Origin of the sequence: Burkholderia sp. BCC1644 (assembly GCF_902833225.1) — a bacterium.
Lineage (GTDB): Bacteria > Pseudomonadota > Gammaproteobacteria > Burkholderiales > Burkholderiaceae > Burkholderia.
In genome coordinates this window covers 1-19,372 of sequence record NZ_CADFEI010000030.1, presented here as the reverse complement: position 1 = coordinate 19,372, position 19,372 = coordinate 1, and the positions used below count along the sequence as shown (strand labels likewise).

The following is a 19,372-nucleotide window of genomic DNA, read 5'->3' as shown; positions in this document are numbered from 1 at the left end:
GCCGGGAAAACCGGCCGACACAATCAACCACGGCGCGGGGTATCACGATGGAAACCGAAGGAAGAATCAGCGTCATCGTCGTCAATTACGGCACGCCCGACCTGACGATACGATGCGTGGCGTCATTGACGTCGTTACGCGTCGCGCTCGCCGACGATATCGTCGTCGTCGAGAATGCGTCGCCGGACGACTCGTATGCACGGTTGCGACGTGAACTGCCGCGCGGCGTGAGGCTGTTGCATGCCGCATGCAATCGCGGCTTTGGCTCGGGTGTGAATTTCGGCATGGCCGCCTGCCGGCGCGACTACGTGCTGGTAGTCAATCCCGATACGCTTTTCAGCGAGAACGGGCTGGCCAGGGTGCTGGAATTGTTCGACACGCGCCCGGAGGCCGGGCTCGTCGGGCTTGACCTGCAGTATCCCGACGGCCGGCGGCAGTATTCGGCACGACGGTTCTACAGCTGGCTCGACATCCTTGCGCGCCGCACCGCGCTCGGCCGCTCGAACCGCTTTCGCGCGCGGATGGACCAACACCTGATGATCGATGCATGGTCGTGCGGCAATCCGTTCGATGCCGAATGGGTGATGGGAACGGGGTTCGTGGTGCGACGCGACCTGTTCGAGTCGCTCGGCGGCATGGACGAATCGTATTTCCTCTACATGGAGGACGTCGATCTGTGCGCGCGGACCTGGCTGGCCGGCTATCGCGTGCTCGGCATGCCGGGCGTCACGCTCGTGCACGAGCATCAGCGACAGTCGGCAGCGAGCCCCGTCTCGCGTGCGGGACGGCATCATCTGCGCAGCCTGTGGCGGTTCTACCGCAAGTTCCACGTGCCGCTGTCGTTGCCGCCCGGCGTTTCGCGGATCGCCCGGCAATGACGCAGATTCCGCCGTATCGCTTTGTCCTGCGTGCCGTGGCCGCAGTACTGTGCGCGCTGGTCGCACATGGCGCGAACGGCGCGCAGCCCGTGCCGCCGGCGCGCGACGCGCATGCGGGCAGCGGGCGCGTGCCGGTATCGGCATCGAGCGTGCTGCTCGCGCAGGGCGGCGTCGCGCGCTTCGGCGTGCGCGCCGGTGCGGCGGACGCCGTCACGCGCCATGCGGCGGACGAGATTGTCGACTACCTGTCACGGATCAGCGGCGCGTCGTTCGCCGTGTCGGACGACGGCCAGGGCCACGCGCCGGCCATCGTCGTCGGTGGCGAACACGCGGCGCAGCGATGCGGGTCGGTGAGCGCGGCGGGGCTCGGCAGCGACGGCTTCGTCATCTGCCACGCCGGTACCGACCTCGTCATCGCCGGCGAAACGCCGCGCGGCACGCTGTTCGGCGCGTACTGGTGGCTCGACCGCAAGCTCGGCGTGAAGTGGCTCGCGCCCGATGCGACCGAAGTGCCCCGGCAGGCCGAGCTGCGCGTCGACGCGACATCTGTCCGGCAGGTTCCGCGCTTTGCATACCGCGAGGTGCTGAGTGCGGAAGGCGAGGACAAGGTATTCCGCGCGCACAACCTGCTGAACGGCGAGTCGCACGGCACGTCGTATCGCGCGTCCCCGCCCGGGATCGATATGTGGGATCGCAGCTGGCTCGCGCGGGACGGCGACGCCGACTTCTGGACGCTCGTGCCACACGACCGCTACTCGGCCGCCCACCCGTCCTGGTATGCGGGCGGGCAACTCGCGATGATGTCGGCCGACGTCCGCGCTACCATGGCCGCCGAGATCGTGAAGCGCCTGAAGCGTCTCCCCGATCCGGACCGCATCTGGTTCGGCATCCGCGACATGGACTGGGGCTGGGACCCGGACGCGGCCAGCCGCGCGTTTGCCGATGCGCACGGCGGGGCGCTGTCGGCGGCGTTTCTCGACATGGTGCGGGACGTGTCGGCGCAGGTCCGGGACGCGGTGCCCGGCGCGCGTTTCGCGATGCCGGCCTATCACTGGGGTTTCATGCCGCCAGACGGCATGCGGGTTCCGGATCACGTTCGCGTGTACCCGATGACGATCCAGGTCGACTACAGCGTTGCGCTGAACGAGGACCGCAACGCACGGCTGCGCGACGGCCTGAAGCGATGGAACGTGATCGCGCGACACATCACCGTATGGGATCACGTCGTGAACTTCGGCGGCTACCTGCAGCCGACACCGAATCTTTATCCGGTCGGCCGCAGCATCGCGTGGCTCGCCACGTTGCCGAACGTCGACGGCTACTTCGCGGAAGGCGACTGGCAGTCGCATGGCGGCGAATTCTCGAGCCTGCGCGTGTGGCTGATCGCACGGATGCTCTGGACGCCGACGGCGGACCCGCGCACGCTCGTCCGCGAATATTGCGACGCCTATTACGGCGCGGCTGCCCCGGCCGTCATGCGCTACATCGACCGCATGCACGCGGCGCTGCGCGCGAGCGGCGAAGTGCTTGCCGAGCAGACGCCGGTCGGCATGTCGATGTACACGTACGACTTCGTTCGCGAGTCGGAACGCGATTTCGACGCGGCTGCCCGTGCCGTCGACGGGGATGCCGTGCGCAGCGCGCGTGTGCGCCAGGCGCGCGTGCCGCTCGATTTCGTGATCCTCGCACTGCGCGACCGCTACGCGGCGCGCGCCGCGAAGGACGGCTGGGATCTCGATGTCGGCGCGCGCCGCGTCCGTCTCGACGCGGCGATCGCGGCCGCGGGCATCCGCCTGTATCGGCAAAGCGGCAATCTCGCGGCACTCGGCGCGTTGCTCGATATCGACCGGCATCCCGTCGTTGCTCCGCCGCTCGTGGCGGGTCTTGCCGACGGTGACTGGCGCGCGATCGATGCGTCGCGCGTGAACCTCTACGACAGCGCGCGCATGGTGGCCGACCCGGGTTCGCTCGACGGCGCGGCGATCGCGATTCGCGGCGATTCGGGTGCGTGGGCGATCCAGCTCAAGCTCGACAAGCTGCCGCGCGACGGGCGCTGGGACCTCTACGCATCGGTGCGCATGCCGGAAGGCGGCGGGGCGGGTGCGGCCGCTGTGCGGGTCGGCGCCTACCCGCCGATGACGCTGCACACTGATACGCCGGCGCGCACGCTCGGCGACGCGCAATTCCAGTGGCTGCCCGTGCCGGGAGGCCCGTTCGCATACGACGCCGATCACGAGAAAGGCATCTATGTCCACGGTGTCGGCTTCGCGCGCGGACAGTCCGTGCGCGTGGGTGCTTTCGTCGCCATTCGTCACCGTGCGCCGGACGGCATGCCGGCGCCCGTTCCGCCCAAAGGAAACGCCTCATGAAAGTCGCCATCGTTTCGCCCATTCCGCTGTTTCCCGTCAATGCCGGCAACCGCAGTCGCGTCCTGAATCTCGCGCGAGCGGTGAGATCGCTCGGCTGCGACGTGCATTTCGTCTATCTCGAGTCGCGCCAGACGGGCGGCATGGATCTCGATGCGCATCGCGAGGAGTTCGGCGCCGACCGCGTGTCGGTATTGCGTCGTGCGGGACCGGCGCTGGCGCGCTATCGACTCAAGCGAGTCGCGTGGCTCGTGCGCCGACTCGCCGCGAAAGCGGCCGGCAGCCGGCATGCGTATTACACCGGGCTCGACGAGCTGTTCAGCGACAGCTTCTCCGGGCAGTTGCGCGCGCTGCAGCACCGCCATGCATTCGATGCCGTGTTCGTCGAGTACGTGTTCTATTCGCGTGCGCTCGATGCGTTTCCCGATACGGTCGTGAAGGTCATCGACACGCACGACATCTTCGCGGACCGGCACGTGCCGTTTATCGGCCGCCCCGGTGCGAAGCGCTACATGTTCTCGATTCCGCCGGAGCGGGAATGCGACGGATTGCGTCGTGCGCACGTCGCGCTGGCCATCCAGGCCGAGGAAGGCGACGTACTGGCGGCGCGCCTTGGTGGCGGCGACACACCGTCGGTCGCGGTCCTGAGTCACCTGCTCGCGTTTCCGCCGCAGGTGGACTGCGCCGGGCATGCCGATGCGACCTTTCTCGGCAGCGACAACCAGCCGAATCGCGATGCCGTGAAGTACTTCGTCGACGAGATCCTGCCGCACGTCGTGGCCCGGTTGCCGGCGTTTCGCCTGCATCTCGCCGGCACGATCGCGGCGGCCGTGCCCGACGGGCCGCACATCGTCAAGCGCGGCATCGTCGCCGAGCTGGGTGACGCGTTCGCGATCGCGCCGATCTCGATCAATCCGATGCTGCTCGGTACCGGCATCAACATCAAGCTGCTCGAGAGCATGGCGCTCGGCGTGCCGATTGTCAGCACGCGGACCGGCGCGCGCGGCCTCGGCGAACACGACCTGCGCGGTGTGACCGTCGTGCGGGATGGTGATCCACGAGGCTTTTCGGATGCGGTCGTCCGGCTCGCGACGGACCGCGCGCAGCGTGTCGCGCAGGGGGCGGCGGCGCGCGATGCCGCGCTGGCCTGGCACGAAACGCAACTGGGCGTCCTGCGCGAGACGCTTCGGCGGCGGCCGGTCGCGGCGCACGCGTGACGGATGCATCCACCGAAATCATCGAACCACACTGGGGAATCGAACATGTCGAAACTGGCCGATCTAAAGCAGCGGCTGCGCGTGTGGCTGTATGTCACGCGACTGACCAGGCAATGGCGACGCGAGGCCGCCGGGCGTGCCGCGGACAACGCTGCCGAGCCCGGCGGCCATCTGCTGGTCTTGCCGTGCGATCCGTGGACGCTGGTCGGCTCGAAAGGCGACGAGGCGATGCTGCGCGCGGTCGTCGAGCGGTTGCGCCTTGCCAACGGCGCGTTGAAGGTGTCGGTCGTCACGGCCACGCCTGAGGCGGCGGACGCCGCGACCCGGCTCGGCTTTCAGGCGGTCGACGCATGGCGCGAGCCGTGGCGCCTGATGGATACCGTCGAACGACTTGCCGCATTGCGGCCCAGCGCGGTGGTCGTCATCGGCGCCGACGTGATGGACGGTTACTACTCGCCAATGACGTCGCTGCGGCTGCTGGCGACGGCGGACCTGCTGGTCAGGCGCGGCGTGGCCGGCACGATTCTCGGCTTCAGCTTCAACCGCCGGCCGTACCGGCAACTGAGGCATGCATTCGATCAAATCGATGCGCGGTTGCTGGTCAATGTGCGCGACGGCGTGTCGCTCGACCGATTCAGGCGTTTCAGTTCAACGCCCGCCGAGCTCGTGGCGGATGCCGCATTCATGCTGCAGCCGGACGACGCGTCGGATTGCGTGAGGCGTACGGCGTCGTGGGTCGAATCGCGACGTGCGGCCGGCGACATCGTGATCGCATTCAACCTGCACCCGATGCTGATCCGCCAGGCCAGCGACGCGGATATCGCCGCGCTCGTCGCGTCGGCGCAGGAGGCGCTTCGTGGGCTCGCTGGGCAGCATCGCGTCAGTGTCGTCCTGCTGTCTCACGACTATCGCGGTCGCGACGGCGACGATACCTGTCTCGAGCCGCTGCACGACGCATTGACCGCGACGATGGGCGACCGGCTGTGGTACCCGCGCGCCCGAATGTCGGCGGCCGAGCTGAAGGCCATTTCGGGGCAGGTCGACGGCGTGGTGACCGGACGCATGCATCTCGCGATCGCCAGTCTCGGCATGGGCGTGCCTGTCGCGGCGCTGACCTATCAGGACAAGTTCCAGGGGCTTTTCAGTCATTTCGGGCTGCCGGACACCTTCCTGATGAAACCCGATGATGCGATGCGCGCGACGCGCCTGGCGGTGGTGCTCGACCGTTTCGTGGCGGAGCTTCCGCAACTGCGCGACCAGGTGCATGCCGCGCTGCCGCGCGTCAGGGAGGCGTCGTGCAGGAACCTGCGCGGCGTGATCCATGCGATCCAGCCTTCGTGAGCGGGCGTTCCGCCCTTTTTCCCGAATTCGACGCCGCGCGGTGTCGCGCGGTCGAACGGTAACCTGTCGAGTCTCCCCTGAATGTGTCAAATGAAAAGCCCCACCATTCGCGAACTGCAACAGCAACTGGGTCAACTGAACCTGATCGTCGAAGAAGTCCGGCATAAGGAGAAGCAGGCCCGGCTCAAGGAGATTGCCGAGTACGTCCGGCAATTCAGCATCACCGAAATCGAACTGCTGCGCGCGGCCGGCTTCATCAAGGCGCGGCCACAAAAGGCGCCGGCGAAATACTACGACCCGAACACGGGCCGCTCATGGTCGGGGAAGGGCGCACGGCCCCGGTGGCTGGCCGGCAAGAACCTCGACGACTACCTGATTCGGGAAACACCTCGGCCATGGTGGCCGGAGGCAAGTTGATGGCCGGTCGGCGCAGGCGTCCGGATGCGACGCAGGTCATGCCGGCGTGGCGAGAATGAGCTGAATTCCAGAGGCAATGTGGCATATGCGGAATCCCGATACGGACCCGGTGGATCCTCCCGACAGCCCGGGACCCAAGAGAAAGACCAGCTATCGCGCCCCGGCGCTCGAGAAAGGCCTCGATATTCTCGAACTGCTCATCGATCGCCAGTACGGCATGGCGCAGGCGGACATCTGCCGCGCGTTGAAGCGCAGCCGAAGCGAGCTGTACCGAATGATGCAGGTGCTCGAGGAGCGTGGCTACATCTACCGGGTGGATCGCTACGACCGGTACGCGTTGACCATGAAGCTCTATTTTCTCGGGCAGCATCATGCGCCGACGCGATCGCTGGGTGCGCTCGTCACGCCGCTGCTGCAACAGTTCGCATTGCAGACTGTCCAGTCGTGTTACCTGACGGTATTCGACGGCGACACGATGATCGTCATCGCAACGGCCGGCGCCGAAACGGAATGGAACATCGCGGTTCGCGTCGGGACGCGTGTGCCGCTGCAAGGCAGCGCGGCTGGCGAGATGTACCTGACTTTTCAGGACGAGGAAGTACGAGCCGGTTTGTCGCGGGCCAGCGGACAGGATGTCGGGTTGCGCAATCCGTCGCCTCGCGACGACGCGTTGCCATCCCATCTGGTCGACGGTTATCTCTGCCGCCCCAACGAGCGCATTCCCGGCATCACGGATATCGCGACGCCGATCATCGACAAGTCGGGTTCGGCCATCGCGATCCTCGCGTGTCCGTACCTGGCGCTGTCGGGAGAAGCGGGCGGGATGTCGGTCAGGCAGATCGGCGCGGCGTTGTACGAAACGGCCCAGCGCATCGCCGCGACGGTCGATCAACGATTCATGCAATCGGTCGTCGACTTGCCGGCGCGTGGCGCGGCGTGCGCTTGAGAGGGCGTCCGGACGACGGGAGGAGTTTAAGGGGCCAGAGCGTAAACCCTTGCGGGCATGGGCTTGCAGCGCGATCGTGATCCAAAGATAAACGAAATGTGATCACTCCCCGCCGCAAAATTTTGCACAATGACGGCAGCGCGGCTTTCCGCCGCGATTCGACCCGGGCGACCGATCGCCCGCCGACAACCGTTATCGAACCCGGCTTCGACGTGCCGCCGCCCACCGCCATGGACCAACCGAAACGCATCCTGATCGTCGAGGACGACGCCGACATCGCCGACGTGCTGAGCCTGCACCTGCGCGACGAGCGCTATGAAGTCGTGCACAGCGCGGACGGCGCCGAAGGGCTGCGCCTGCTCGAACAGGGCGGCTGGGATGCGCTGATCCTCGACCTGATGCTGCCGGGTGTCGACGGCCTCGAAATCTGCCGGCGCGCCCGCGCGATGACGCGCTACACGCCGATCATCATCACGAGCGCGCGCTCGAGCGAGGTACACCGGATCCTCGGTCTCGAACTCGGCGCCGACGACTACCTGGCGAAGCCGTTCTCGGTGCTCGAACTCGTCGCGCGCGTGAAGGCGCTGCTGCGGCGCGTCGATGCGCTCGCACGCGATTCGCGGATCGACGCAGGCACGCTCGACGTCGAGGGGCTCGCGATCGATCCGATCGCGCGCGAGGCAAGCGTCGACGGCGCGCGCATCGACCTCACGCCGCGCGAATTCGACCTGCTGTATTTCTTCGCGCGGCACCCGGGCAAGGTGTTCTCGCGGATGGACCTGCTCAATGCGGTGTGGGGCTACCAGCACGAAGGCTACGAGCACACGGTCAACACCCACATCAACCGGCTGCGCGCGAAGATCGAGGTCGATCCCGCCGAGCCCGTACGGATCCTCACCGTATGGGGACGCGGCTACAAGCTCGCCGCGCCGGGCCAGCGGGACGCATGATGAAGCTCACGCTCACCCAGCGGCTGTCGATCGTATTCTCGATCCTGTTGCTCGCGTGCTCCGGCGCATCCGCATGGCTGCAGATCCGCGCGAACGACATGCGTGAAAAGGAAGTCGTGCAGGCGTTGTCGCGCGACCTGGCCGCCAACATCGCCAACAGCGCGCCGCTGATGGACGCGAACGGGCTGCGCCCGGACGCCGTGCGCACGCTGTTCAGCCAGCTGATGGGCGTGAACCCGAGCGTCGAGGTGTACCTGCTCGACAATGCCGGTCGCATCAAGGGCGACGATGCGCCGCCCGGCCACGTGAAGCGCGACCGCATCGACCTCGCGCCCGTGCAGCAATTCATCGGGGGCCGGCCGCTGCCGATCCTCGGCGACGACCCGCGCAGCCCGGACGCACGCAAGGTGTTCAGCGCCGCGCCGCTGCAGCGCGCGGGGCAGCCGCCGTCGGGCTACATCTACGTGGTGCTGCTCGGCGAGGCGCACGACCGGCTCGCCGCACGCGTCGATGCCGGCAACGTACTGCGCACGACGCTGTGGTCGATGGCGCTCGTCGCGCTGCTCGGCCTGCTCGCGGGCCTCACCGCGTTCAGCTTCATCACGCGTCCGTTGCGCCGGCTGACCGACGCGATGCGCGGTTTCGACGCGAACGGCGCGCCCGACACGCAGCCGCCGGTGCCGCGCTCGCCGGGCCCGCGCGGCGACGACATCGTGGTGCTCGAATCCGCGTTCGCGCAGATGGCCGACCGGATCGGCGACCAGTGGCGCGCGCTGACGCGCCAGGACCAGCAGCGGCGCGAACTGATCACGAACATCTCGCACGACCTGCGCACGCCACTGACCTCGCTGCACGGCTATCTGGAAACGCTGTCGCTGAAGGCCGATACGCTCGCCGAACCCGAGCGGCGGCGCTACCTGTCGATCGCGCTCGCGCAGAGCGCGAAGGTCGGCCGGCTCGCGCAGGCGCTGTTCGAGCTTGCGCGGCTCGAATCGGGCGGCGTGCAGGCCGAGCGCGAGCCGTTCTCGCTCGTCGATCTCGTGCAGGACGTGTTCCAGAAATTCGAGCTGACCGCGCAGGCGCGCGGCGTCGCGCTGCATGCACGGATTCCGCCGCGCGTGCCGGTCGTGTCGGCCGATCTCGGGATGATCGAGCGCGTGCTGACCAACCTGCTCGACAACGCGCTGCGGCACACGCCGTCGCACGGCGAGATCGAGGTTGCGCTGGAGCCGCAGGGCGACCGCGTGGTCGTGACCGTGGCCGATACCGGCGAAGGGATTCCGGCCGCGCGGCGCGAAGGGCTGTTCCAGCGGCCGCAGCGGCCGATGAGCGGCGGCACGGTGACGAGCGGCGGTCTCGGCCTGCTGATCGTGCACCGGATGCTCGCGCTCAACGGCAGCGGCATCCGGCTCGTCGATCGGGCCGGGCGCGGCGCGGTGTTCGAGTTTGCGCTGGCGGTCGCGTCGCCGCCGGCCGGCGACGCGCGCTGACCGCCGTCGGTGGAGGCATCCGCCGCGCTTATCCGCCGCGCTTATCCGCCGCGCTTGCGCCGCACGTCGCTCGGCGTCGTGCCGGTCCAGCGCTTGAACGCGTGACGGAAGCCGACGGCATCGCTGAAGCCGAGTGTCAGCGCGATGTCCTCGGTGCTGAGCGTGGTCGTGCTGAGGTAGTCGATCGCGAGCGCCTTGCGCACGCTCGTCAGCAGCTCGCTGTACGACGTGCCTTCGGCTTCGAGCTTGCGGCGCAGCGTGCGCGACGTGATGCACAGGCTGTCCGCGATCGCATCGATGTCGGGAAACTGGCCGGGCGTGCGCGTGAGTTCCTGGTACACGCGCCGCGTGACGCCGGCCTGGCTGCGCAACTCCTCGAGCAGGCTCGCGCAGTGTGACGACACCTGCGCGGCGGTGATCGGGTTCGCGAGCTGCGGCGCGCGCGTGAGCCACGCGGCCGGATAGCTGAGCACATGATGCGGCTGGTCGAACGCGATCGGGCATTCGAGCGCGTCGGCCAGCGATGCCGCGTGCGGCGGCTCCGGCTGGGCGAACTGCGCGCGCGCCGGCACGCACCACGCGCCCATCACGTCCTTGATGATCGTCACGTGCAGCGCGAACTGCATGTCGATCAGGAAACGGTACAGCGGCTCGTCGAGATCGGGCAGCCCGACTTCGTGCCGGTCCGGAAACAGCCACGAAGCGGTGTCGCCCTGTTCGACCCAGCGGATCGCGAGCATGCCGTTCGCGAGCCGGTGATACTTGACGGCCGAATCGAACGCGTGCGCGAGCGATTCCGAGCACAGCATCGCGTAGCCGTACATTCCGTAGCTCGACGCGTGCAGCCGGCGGCCGACGCGCACGCCGAGATCGGTGCCGTCGTACTGGCCGATTGCCTGGCGCGCGGCTGTCAGGAACTGCAGCGGCGACGTGAGCGTGAACGGATCCGCGACGTCGGCCGGCGTGAGGCCGGTGCCGTCGAGCACCGTGGCCGGGTCGAGGCCGGCCTGCGCCGCGACGTCGAGCAGCACGGCCAGCTTGGCCGGCGTGAAGCGCTGCTCGCGCAACGCGTGGGTGGGGGCGGCGTCCGGCAGGCGGGCTGCGCGGGCGGCCGTCGGGTTCAAGAGCGCACTGCGCGGCATGACGGGATCCTGCGTCCGATTCGATATCGTTTACGGCACGCAATTCTGCGCGGGAACGGTCCCGTGCGCTACAGGGTTCACCCTGATGCACGCGCCGGTGCTACCCGGCGCGCCCGGCCCCGTCCTGCGTCAACCAGCCTGAAACACGCCGGCCTGCCACGCGAATGGCTTGGCGAGCCGGTTCCACGTGTTGATCTGCGCGACGATCAGCGTGAGCGTCGCCAGTTCGTCGCGATCGAAGTGTTCGCGCGTCGCGGCGACGAGCGCGTCGTCGATCGTGTTCTCGCTGATCAGCGTGAGCGCTTCGGCCCAGCGCAGCGCGGCCTGTTCCTTCGGGCTGTACAGGTCGGGTGTCTCGTGCCACACGGGCAGCAGGTTGTAGCGCAGCGGATTCTCGCCTGCGTGGATGCCTTCCTTGATGTGACGGTCGAGACAATACGCGCAGCCGTTCAGTTGCGACACGCGTGCACGCACCAGTTCGACGAGCTTGAAGTCGTGTCCGGTGTGGTTCGCGTATTCCTCGACGTTGAGCACGACGTCGAGCAGCCGGGCGGGAAGTTGTCCAAACGAGATGCGTTCTGGCATGGCGGCAGGCCTCTTGATGGAGCGGGATAGGATCGTTGGTTGGATGTGTCGTGTCTCTTGCTCCGGCATCGCACGTCGCCGCGGTCGGCGGCAGGTGTGAAGTCATCCTGATCAAAAGGCTGCGGGATCGACCGGCCGGGGCAGGCTATGGCGTACGCAGAAGCCGTTGTGCGGATGCGTATGTGCCGGCTTCATCGGCGGCGTGGCGCGGTGCGCTCGGCCGTGGCGAACCGGAAGCGAAGCGATCGTATCAGGCGCGACCGGCGGCAGGAATCGCCCGATCCCGTATGTTGTCCATGCCGATATCGCGATAGTCGGACCGCCGGGCCGGTCAGCCCTGGTCGTCCGCGCGAGCACGCAGGATCGCGTCGGCGAACTCGACGAATCCGCTGCCGCCGGGGCCTTGCGTGATCCATCTCGGCAGCACGGGCAACTGCTGCAGATAGTCGACCACGGTGCTCACGCCGGCCGTGTGCGTGAAATAGCCGAACATCGGCGCGTCGTTCGTGGAATCGCCGGAATACGCGACGCACGCCGGCGCTTCGTCGGCGTCGACGCCGTAGGCGTCCGACAGCACGCGCAGCGACATCGACAGCTTGTCGTATCCGCCGACCCAGCCGATGATCCACAGGTTATTGATGGTCGCATCTGCGCCGGCCGCGACCAGCGCGTCGCGTATCCGGTCGTCCTGGCCGGAGCCGGTGCGAGCGTATGCGAGCGACGTCAGCCTGAAGTCCTGGTCGTCCGCGTGGCGTGCGGCAGGTACGGCCTTCGCCACATGCTGCGCGATACGCCGGCGTGCGTCGCGCGCGCCGTCGAGCGCGTCGTCCGCATGCCAGTATCGGCGTTCGGCGCCGTGCCCGTCCGGGCTGCGCCGGATGAAGAGTCCGCCGTTCTCCGCGATCACGCCGTCGACCGGCCACATGCGCGCCATCTGGTCGCACCAGCCGGCCGGTGCGGCAGTCACGGGAATCACGCGGATGCCGTGCGCCTGCAGCCGCTCGAGTGCCGCATAGGTTTGCGCGGCCAGGCGGCCCCGATGGGTCAGCGTCTCGTCCATGTCGGTCAGCACGAATCGAACGGACGAGAAGGTGTCGGCGGGGGCCAGGGAAAGGGGCTGCATCTTCTCGACGAATGAATGACGATCGTCGATTATGAAGAAGGGCGGCGGGCCGTGCCATGCCGCTTGATGCTTTGCAATCCGCGCTGCGGAATATGCGGCTGCCCGCCGTTGCAAATGAAGTTGTCTGGACAAGCGCGCCCGCCCGCGTGTCCGTTTCGATCATCTTTTCGGCCGCCCGGATCATTTGCAAAGCGCGTCGCGCGGGCGATAGTCGCCGATCAGGCGACGGCCCGCGTCCTTCCGGCGTGCAGGCCGCCGTGCGAACGGTGCGCTGCGCGCGCACCGTCCCCCGAGCCTAGGAGCGAGACATGACGAAGAGACACTGGACCGGGTCGTATGGCTCGATCCCCGCCGAGATCGATGCCGATCGCCATCCATCCGTAAGCGCGCTGCTGGACGACGCGATGCGCCGCTTCGCCGATCGCCCGGCGTTCCATGCGTACGGACGTACGCTCACCTATGCCGATGTCGACCGCCTGTCGACCACGCTGGCCGCGTATCTGCAGCAGGTCGTCGGCGTGCGCAAGGGCGATCGCGTGGCCGTGATGCTGCCCAACGTGCTCGCGTTTCCGGTCGTGTTCGTCGCCGTTGCGAAGATCGGCGCCATCCAGGTCAACGTCAACCCGCACTACACCGCGCGCGAGCTCGAGCATCAGCTCAACGACGCGGGCGTCGAGGTGGCCGTCGTCTGCGGCGGCTCGATGGGCACGTTCGCCGACGTGGTTGGCGGCACGCGCGTGCGCACCGTGCTGAGCGTGGGGCGCGGCGATCTCGGCGTCGTCGATGCGCCGGCCGGCACGTGCGACGCACTGCCGCCCGGCTCGATCCCGCTCGCGGACGCGCTTGCCGCGGGCGAATCGCTCGCGTGCGAGCCGGTCGCGCTCGGCGGCGCGGACCTGCTGCTGCTGCAATACACGGGCGGCACGACCGGCCTGTCGAAGGGCGCGGCGCTGTCGCACCGCAACCTCGTCGCGAACATCGAACAGTTCGCGGCGATCGTGCCGGCGGCTCGCGAGCCGGGCGAGGAGGTCGTCGTCACGGCGATCCCGCTGTATCACATCTTCGCGCTGACGGTGAACTTCCTGTCCTACTTCGCGATCGGCGCGCAGAACTGGCTCGTCGCGAACCCGCGCGACATGGACGGGTTCATCGACGTGCTGAAGGCTGCGCGGCCGACGGTGTTCGTCGGCGTGAACACGCTGTACGCAGGGCTCGCCGGCCATCCGCGCCTGAAGGAAGTCGACTGGTCGCGGCTGAAGCTGTCGGCGGGCGGCGGCGCGGCGGTGATCGACGTGATCTCGTCGCGCTGGAAGGCCGTGACGGGCAATTTCATCCGCGAGGGCTACGGGTTGTCGGAAACGTCGCCGGTCGTATCGTTCAACCCGCAGTCGATCGACGCGTTCACGGGCACCACGGGCCTGCCGCTGCCGTCGACCGACGTGAAGCTGCTCGACGACCAGGATCGCGAGGCGGCGATCGGCGAGGCGGGCGAGATCTGCGTGAAGGGGCCGCAGGTGATGGGCGGTTACTGGCAGAAGCCGGACGCGAACGCGGCCGCGTTCACGGCGGACGGTTATTTCCGTACCGGCGACGTCGGCGTGTTCGACGCGGCCGGCTTCCTGCGGATCGTCGACCGCAAGAAGGACATGATCATCGTGTCGGGCTTCAACGTGTATCCGAACGAGGTGGAAGCCGTCGCGACCGCGCTGCCGGGCGTCGCCGAATGCGCGTGCATCGGCGTGCCGGATCCGCGCACGGGCGAGGCCGTCAAGCTGTTCGTGGTGCTCGCGCCGGATGCCGGCGTGAACGAGGAACAACTCGTCGAGCATTGCCGCGCGAGCCTGGCGGCGTACAAGGTGCCGAAGATCGTCCGCTTCGTCGACCGGCTGCCGAAGTCGACGGTCGGCAAGATCCTGCGGCGGGAACTGAGCCGCACCGACTGATGGCCGCGACGTTCCGCACGGCCGCGGGCGCGGCCCGGCATGGCGAAGGCCCCGAACGTGCCGAAAGGGCCGCGCGGGCCGCTCAAGTACAATGCGAGCGGTTCGACCGACGGGGACGCGATGACCGGTTCAGACTCACTTGCCGCCCGGGCAGGGCATGCGCTGCCGTCGCCGAGCGCGACGGTGCCGATTTCGCTCGTCAACGGTTTTCTCGCGAGTGCGGGCGCGCAGCGCGATGTGGTCGAACGCTACCTGCGCGGCGCGGGCATCCCGATCGAGCTGCTCGGCGAGCCGCATGCGCGCGTGACGGAGGAGCAGTTCTCGACGCTGTACCGCACGCTCGCGATCGATCTCGACGACGAGATGCCCGGCATCTTCTCGCGCCCGTTGCGTGGCGGCACGCTGAAGTATCTGTGCCTGAGCCTGCTCGATGCGCGCAACCTCGAAACGACGCTGCATCGTTTCGGGCAATTCTTCCATATCCTGCTCGACGATTTCTTCGTCGAATCGAAGCGCGACGGTCTCGTCGCGCAGGTGCTGCTGCGCCCGAACGACGCGATCGGCCCGATCGGCGCGCTCGGCCAGGAGCTGATGCTCAAGCTCGTGCACGGCGTGTGTTCCTGGCTGATCGGGCAAAAGATCCCGCTGTTGCAGATCGAGTTCGCGTGCCCGCGGCCGCGCCATGCGGTCGAGCACCTGTACTTCTTCACCGGCTCGGTGAAGTTCGACTGCGAGCGCACGCTGATGCGCTTCAGCGCCGACTACCTCGACGCGCCGATCCGGCAGAGCAAGCGCAACCTGCGCAAGTTTCTCGCGCGCGCGCCGGGCGACTGGATCTTCGAATCGTTCAGCGAGCAGCTCGTGTGCCATCGCGTGCGGCAGTACCTGTCGGCGGCGCTGCCCGACCTGCCCGTGATCGACCAGGCGGCCGAGCACCTGCATTGTTCGGTACGCACGCTGAGCCGGCACCTTGCGGCCGAAGGAACGACGTTCCAGGTACTGAAGGACGAGCTGCGGCGCGACATCGCGATCCAGCGGCTGACGGACACGCCCGACACGATCGCGGCGATCGGCGCCGATATCGGCTTCGATGACCCGAGCGCGTTTCATCGCGCGTTCCGGCACTGGACGGGGAGTACGCCGGGGACTTACCGGCGGCAGGTGTAGTACGCGGGGAGGCCGGCGTGCGCGGCCCGTTCCCGTATCCGGCTCGCGTCGGGAATTCCGGCGCGGGTCGCACGCTGATTTCGAAACATCCACATGATTCTGGTAACTTGACGCACCGGCCCGAGCGCTTTGCGATGGCCATCACCCATCTTTCATAATATGACATTACAGATTGGGATTCCTCTGGAGACAGCCACCGGCGAACGGCGCGTAGCGACCGTCCCCGAAGTGGTCGAGAAGCTGATCAAGCTGGGGTTTTCGGTCGCCGTCCAAAGCGGCGCCGGTGCCGGCGCGAACTTTGATGACGACGCCTACCGTGCGGCCGGCGCAACCGTTGCCGCATCGGCGGCCGACCTCTGGTCCGGCAGCGACATCGTGTTCAAGGTGCGCCCGCCGACCGGCGACGAAGTCGCGTTGATGCGCGAGGGCGGCACGCTGATCGGCTTCGTCTGGCCGGCGCAGAACCCCGAACTGATGGAGCAGCTGGCCGCCAGGCGGGCCACCGTGCTGGCGATCGATTCGCTGCCGCGCACGCTGTCGCGCGCGCAGAAGATGGACGCGCTCACGTCGATGGCCAGCATCAGCGGCTACCGTGCGGTAATCGAGGCCGCGCACGCATTCGGGCGTTTCCTGAACGGCCAGGTCACGGCGGCCGGCAAGATTCCGCCGGCCAAGGTCTTCATCGCCGGTGCCGGCGTGGCCGGCCTCGCCGCGATCGGCACGGCCGCCAGCCTCGGCGCGATCGTGCGTGCGAACGACACGCGTGCGGAAGTGGCCGATCAGGTCAAGTCGCTGGGCGGCGAGTTCGTCAAGGTCGACTACGAGGAGGAAGGCTCGGGCGGCGGCGGCTACGCGAAGGTGATGAGCGAAGGCTTCCAGCAGGCGCAGCGCGCGATGTACGCGCAGCAGGCCAAGGATGCCGACATCATCATCACGACCGCGCTGATCCCCGGCAAGCCCGCGCCGAAGCTGATCACGGCCGAGATGGTGCAGTCGATGAAGCCCGGCAGCGTGATCGTCGACATGGCCGCCGAACAGGGCGGCAACTGCGAACTCACGGTGCCCGGCGAGGCCGTCGTGCGCCACGGCGTGACGATCGTCGGCTACACGGATCTCGCGTCGCGCCTGTCGCGGCAGTCGTCCACGCTCTATGCGACGAACCTGCTGCGCGTGGTCGAGGAGCTGTGCAAGGGCAAGGACGGCACGATCAACGTCGACTTCGACGACGACGCGATCCGCGGCCTGACCGTCATCAAGGAAGGCAACGTCACGTGGCCGCCGCCGCCGGTCAAGCAGGCGGTCGTCGCGCCCAAGCCCCAGGCGGCGCCCGCCGCGGCCGCGCCCGCGAAGTCCAAGGGCCACGGCCATAGCGGCGAGCCGATGTCGGCCAAGGCGCTCGCGATCGTGTTCGCGGTCGGCGCGCTGGCTTTCCTGTTCGTCGGCCAATTCGCGCCGGCGAGCTTCCTGTCGCACTTCACGGTGTTCGTGCTCGCGTGCTTCGTCGGCTACATGGTGATCTGGAACGTCACGCCGTCGCTGCATACGCCGCTGATGAGCGTGACCAACGCGATCTCGTCGATCATCGCGATCGGCGCGCTCGTGCAGGTCGCGCCGCCCCTCGGCGAACTGGCCAACGCGGGCGATCGCCCGTCCGGGCTGATCCTCGGCCTGGCGGTGGGCGCGCTGACGCTCACGGCCGTCAACATGTTCGGCGGCTTCGCGGTCACGCGACGCATGCTGGCGATGTTCCGCAAATAAGGGGACGACAACAATGACTTCAAACCTGACTACCGTCTCCTATATCGGCGCCGCGATCCTCTTCATCCTCAGCCTCGGCGGGCTGGCCAACCCTGAAACGGCACGCCGCGGCAACCTGCTCGGCATGATCGGCATGCTGATCGCGGTGCTGGCCACCGTGGCCGGGCCGCGCGTGTCGGCCGCGGGCATTCCGTACGTGGTCGCCGCGCTGGTCGTCGGCGGCGCCGTCGGCCTGTACGCCGCGAAGAAGGTGCAGATGACGCAGATGCCGGAACTGGTCGCGCTGATGCACAGCCTGGTCGGTCTCGCAGCCTGCCTGGTCGGCTTCGCGAGCTACATCGACACGTCGCTGCAGCTCACGGGCGCCGAGAAGGCCATCCACGAAGTGGAAATCTACGTCGGCATCCTGATCGGCGCGATTACCTTCGCGGGCTCGATCATCGCGTTCGGCAAGCTGTCGGGCAAGATCGGCGGCAAGCCGCTGCTGCTGCCGGCGCGGCACTGGATGAACCTGGCCGCGCTGCTGATCGTGATCTACTTCGGCCGCGCGTTCCTGCACGCGGAAAGCATCCAGGACGGCATGCTGCCGCTCGTCGTGATGACGGTGATCTCGCTGCTGTTCGGCGTGCACATGGTGATGGCGATCGGCGGGGCGGACATGCCGGTCGTGGTGTCGATGCTCAACAGCTACTCGGGCTGGGCGGCGGCGGCCACCGGCTTCATGCTCGGCAACGACCTGCTGATCGTGATCGGCGCGCTGGTCGGCTCGTCCGGTGCGATCCTGTCGTACATCATGTGCCGCGCGATGAACCGCAACTTCATCAGCGTGATCGCGGGCGGCTTCGGCAGCGGCGCAGGCGCGCCGGCGGCCGCCGGCGGCGGCGCGCAGCCGGCCGGCGAGGCGGTCGCGGTGAGCGCGGCGGAAACGGCCGAGCTGCTGCGCGAGGCGAAGCGCGTGATCATCGTACCCGGCTATGGGATGGCGGTGGCGCAGGCCCAGCACACGGTGTTCGAGCTGACGAAGCTGCTGCGCGAAAAGGGCGTCGACGTGCGTTTCGCGATTCACCCGGTCGCGGGCCGCATGCCGGGCCACATGAACGTGCTGCTGGCCGAAGCGAAGGTGCCGTACGACATCGTGCTCGAAATGGACGAGATCAACGGCGACTTCCCCGAGGCCGACGTGTCGATGGTGATCGGCGCGAACGACATCGTGAACCCGGCGGCGCAGGACGACCCGACGAGCCCGATCGCCGGCATGCCGGTGCTGGAGGTGTGGAAGGCGAAGACGTCGATCGTGATGAAGCGCAGCATGGCTTCGGGCTATGCGGGCGTCGACAATCCGCTGTTCTACAAGGACAACAACCGCATGTTGTTCGGCGACGCGAAGTCGATGCTGAGCGAGGTCTTCGGCATGCTGAAAGCCTCCTGAGCGCGGCCACGCGACCGGAGCGGGCCGCAGGTCCGTTCCGCAAGCACATGGCCCCGGCATACCGTCGGCCCGCCACGCATCGGTGATGCATGGCGGGCCGATGCACATGTGCGCGGCGCGGCGCGTGGCGTGGCTGCCGGTGTCGACGCGTTCCCGTTGCCGGCGCCCGCCAGCGGTTCCCATAACCGGCTCCCATTGCCGCCCGGGCCGGCTCCGCGGCATCGGGGCCGGACGCGGGCACGTCGATTGCGCGTTGAATCCGCCAAACCCGATCCGGCCGAACCCCCGTCTGGCCGGCCGTTCCCGGCAAAGGCTGAAAATTCCGTGGCCGATTTTGTCACTATGTGGGCCGGATATGACAATGGGAATCGGCGACCGCGGCATTACGATGGGTCATCACGTCGCCCCGGGTCGGGCCGGTTCTGCCGAATCCACCCCCTGGCGCGCCTCATTCACCGCCTGATTGGAACATCGACCATGAGCTATAACGCCCCCGTCAAGGACATGCTGTTCGTGCTGAAGGAACTCGCGGGCATCGACGCCGTTGCGCAGTTGCCGGGTTTCGAGGATGCCGGTTACGACACGGCGCAGGCCGTGCTCGACGAGTCCGCGAAGTTCTG

At 67.9% G+C, this 19,372-nt stretch carries 16 protein-coding genes; 13 read left to right on the top strand and 3 right to left on the bottom strand.

Going from position 1 to position 19,372, the window contains the following annotated elements; all coding sequences use genetic code 11:
* The first annotated feature begins 47 nt into the window (after window positions 1-47).
* The 8 genes from HWX87_RS35640 to HWX87_RS35610 all read left to right on the top strand — a co-directional run bounded on the left by HWX87_RS35640 (window position 48) and on the right by HWX87_RS35610 (window position 9,605).
* The gene (locus HWX87_RS35640; protein WP_176051511.1) at window positions 48-878 is read left to right on the top strand and encodes a glycosyltransferase family 2 protein; all 831 of its coding nucleotides are present in this window, start codon (window positions 48-50) and stop codon (window positions 876-878) included.
* Window positions 875-3,247, top strand: coding sequence for a DUF4838 domain-containing protein (locus HWX87_RS35635; RefSeq protein ID WP_176051510.1), 2,373 nt, complete (start codon window positions 875-877; stop codon window positions 3,245-3,247). The genes HWX87_RS35640 and HWX87_RS35635 overlap by 4 nt, the downstream gene beginning before the upstream one ends.
* Entirely contained in the window at window positions 3,244-4,461 is a 1,218-nt protein-coding gene (locus HWX87_RS38175) for a glycosyltransferase family 4 protein (RefSeq protein WP_244137826.1), read from the top strand. Before HWX87_RS35635 ends, HWX87_RS38175 begins: the two co-directional genes overlap by 4 nt.
* Before the next feature lie 45 nt (window positions 4,462-4,506).
* The gene (locus tag HWX87_RS38170) at window positions 4,507-5,802 is read left to right on the top strand and encodes a polysaccharide pyruvyl transferase family protein (protein ID WP_244137825.1); all 1,296 of its coding nucleotides are present in this window, start codon (window positions 4,507-4,509) and stop codon (window positions 5,800-5,802) included.
* Window positions 5,803-5,892: 90 nt separating this feature from the next.
* On the top strand, window positions 5,893-6,219 hold the full coding sequence (locus tag HWX87_RS35625; RefSeq protein ID WP_176051509.1) for an H-NS histone family protein: 327 nt from the start codon (window positions 5,893-5,895) through the stop codon (window positions 6,217-6,219).
* A 109-nt stretch (window positions 6,220-6,328) separates the two neighbouring features.
* Window positions 6,329-7,165, top strand: coding sequence for an IclR family transcriptional regulator (locus HWX87_RS35620; RefSeq protein ID WP_244137824.1), 837 nt, complete (start codon window positions 6,329-6,331; stop codon window positions 7,163-7,165).
* Window positions 7,166-7,395: 230 nt separating this feature from the next.
* A complete protein-coding gene (locus HWX87_RS35615) occupies window positions 7,396-8,115 on the top strand; it encodes a response regulator transcription factor (RefSeq protein ID WP_124457109.1) in 720 nt (239 codons plus the stop codon).
* Complete coding sequence (locus HWX87_RS35610) at window positions 8,115-9,605, top strand: HAMP domain-containing sensor histidine kinase (RefSeq protein ID WP_176051507.1); 1,491 nt, start codon at window positions 8,115-8,117, stop codon at window positions 9,603-9,605. The genes HWX87_RS35615 and HWX87_RS35610 overlap by 1 nt, the downstream gene beginning before the upstream one ends.
* A gap of 41 nt (window positions 9,606-9,646) precedes the next feature.
* On the opposite strand, the gene HWX87_RS35605 is transcribed toward HWX87_RS35610, so the two are convergent.
* The 3 genes from HWX87_RS35605 to HWX87_RS35595 form a co-directional block, all read right to left on the bottom strand.
* Entirely contained in the window at window positions 9,647-10,747 is a 1,101-nt protein-coding gene (locus HWX87_RS35605; protein WP_176051506.1) for an AraC family transcriptional regulator, read from the bottom strand.
* Between the two features lie 129 nt (window positions 10,748-10,876).
* The gene (locus tag HWX87_RS35600) at window positions 10,877-11,332 is read right to left on the bottom strand and encodes a carboxymuconolactone decarboxylase family protein (protein WP_176051505.1); all 456 of its coding nucleotides are present in this window, start codon (window positions 11,330-11,332) and stop codon (window positions 10,877-10,879) included.
* Window positions 11,333-11,663: 331 nt separating this feature from the next.
* Window positions 11,664-12,455, bottom strand: a complete 792-nt coding sequence (locus HWX87_RS35595) for an HAD-IIB family hydrolase (RefSeq protein ID WP_176051504.1) — start codon at window positions 12,453-12,455, stop codon at window positions 11,664-11,666.
* A 308-nt stretch (window positions 12,456-12,763) separates the two neighbouring features.
* Here HWX87_RS35595 and HWX87_RS35590 point away from each other — a divergent pair, with 308 nt between their 5' ends.
* From HWX87_RS35590 to HWX87_RS35570, 5 genes are all read left to right on the top strand, one after another.
* Window positions 12,764-14,398: an AMP-binding protein gene (locus HWX87_RS35590; protein ID WP_176051503.1), complete on the top strand. Its 1,635-nt coding sequence runs from the start codon at window positions 12,764-12,766 to the stop codon at window positions 14,396-14,398.
* 39 nt (window positions 14,399-14,437) lie between these two features.
* The gene (locus HWX87_RS35585) at window positions 14,438-15,565 is read left to right on the top strand and encodes an AraC family transcriptional regulator (RefSeq protein ID WP_176051502.1); all 1,128 of its coding nucleotides are present in this window, start codon (window positions 14,438-14,440) and stop codon (window positions 15,563-15,565) included.
* 159 nt (window positions 15,566-15,724) lie between these two features.
* The gene (locus tag HWX87_RS35580; protein WP_176051501.1) at window positions 15,725-17,323 is read left to right on the top strand and encodes a Re/Si-specific NAD(P)(+) transhydrogenase subunit alpha; all 1,599 of its coding nucleotides are present in this window, start codon (window positions 15,725-15,727) and stop codon (window positions 17,321-17,323) included.
* Between the two features lie 13 nt (window positions 17,324-17,336).
* Window positions 17,337-18,752, top strand: coding sequence for a Re/Si-specific NAD(P)(+) transhydrogenase subunit beta (pntB, locus tag HWX87_RS35575; protein WP_176051500.1), 1,416 nt, complete (start codon window positions 17,337-17,339; stop codon window positions 18,750-18,752).
* 477 nt (window positions 18,753-19,229) lie between these two features.
* Window positions 19,230-19,372 (top strand): acyl-CoA dehydrogenase N-terminal domain-containing protein (locus HWX87_RS35570; RefSeq protein ID WP_148096333.1); only part of this gene is annotated, 143 nt, incomplete at its 3' end.

What these genes read in the sequence shown, in the direction of transcription:
- HWX87_RS35640 (WP_176051511.1), top strand. Translation starts at nt 48, where the DNA reads ATGGAAACCGAAGGAAGAATCAGCGTCATCGTCGTCAATTACGGCACG.
- HWX87_RS35635 (WP_176051510.1), top strand. Translation starts at nt 875, where the DNA reads ATGACGCAGATTCCGCCGTATCGCTTTGTCCTGCGTGCCGTGGCCGCA.
- HWX87_RS38175 (WP_244137826.1), top strand. Translation starts at nt 3,244, where the DNA reads ATGAAAGTCGCCATCGTTTCGCCCATTCCGCTGTTTCCCGTCAATGCC.
- HWX87_RS38170 (WP_244137825.1), top strand. Translation starts at nt 4,507, where the DNA reads ATGTCGAAACTGGCCGATCTAAAGCAGCGGCTGCGCGTGTGGCTGTAT.
- HWX87_RS35625 (WP_176051509.1), top strand. Translation starts at nt 5,893, where the DNA reads ATGAAAAGCCCCACCATTCGCGAACTGCAACAGCAACTGGGTCAACTG.
- HWX87_RS35615 (WP_124457109.1), top strand. Translation starts at nt 7,396, where the DNA reads ATGGACCAACCGAAACGCATCCTGATCGTCGAGGACGACGCCGACATC.
- HWX87_RS35610 (WP_176051507.1), top strand. Translation starts at nt 8,115, where the DNA reads ATGAAGCTCACGCTCACCCAGCGGCTGTCGATCGTATTCTCGATCCTG.
- HWX87_RS35605 (WP_176051506.1), bottom strand. Translation starts at nt 10,747, where the DNA reads ATGCCGCGCAGTGCGCTCTTGAACCCGACGGCCGCCCGCGCAGCCCGC.
- HWX87_RS35600 (WP_176051505.1), bottom strand. Translation starts at nt 11,332, where the DNA reads ATGCCAGAACGCATCTCGTTTGGACAACTTCCCGCCCGGCTGCTCGAC.
- HWX87_RS35595 (WP_176051504.1), bottom strand. Translation starts at nt 12,455, where the DNA reads ATGCAGCCCCTTTCCCTGGCCCCCGCCGACACCTTCTCGTCCGTTCGA.
- HWX87_RS35590 (WP_176051503.1), top strand. Translation starts at nt 12,764, where the DNA reads ATGACGAAGAGACACTGGACCGGGTCGTATGGCTCGATCCCCGCCGAG.
- HWX87_RS35585 (WP_176051502.1), top strand. Translation starts at nt 14,438, where the DNA reads ATGGCGAAGGCCCCGAACGTGCCGAAAGGGCCGCGCGGGCCGCTCAAG.
- HWX87_RS35580 (WP_176051501.1), top strand. Translation starts at nt 15,725, where the DNA reads ATGACATTACAGATTGGGATTCCTCTGGAGACAGCCACCGGCGAACGG.
- pntB (WP_176051500.1), top strand. Translation starts at nt 17,337, where the DNA reads ATGACTTCAAACCTGACTACCGTCTCCTATATCGGCGCCGCGATCCTC.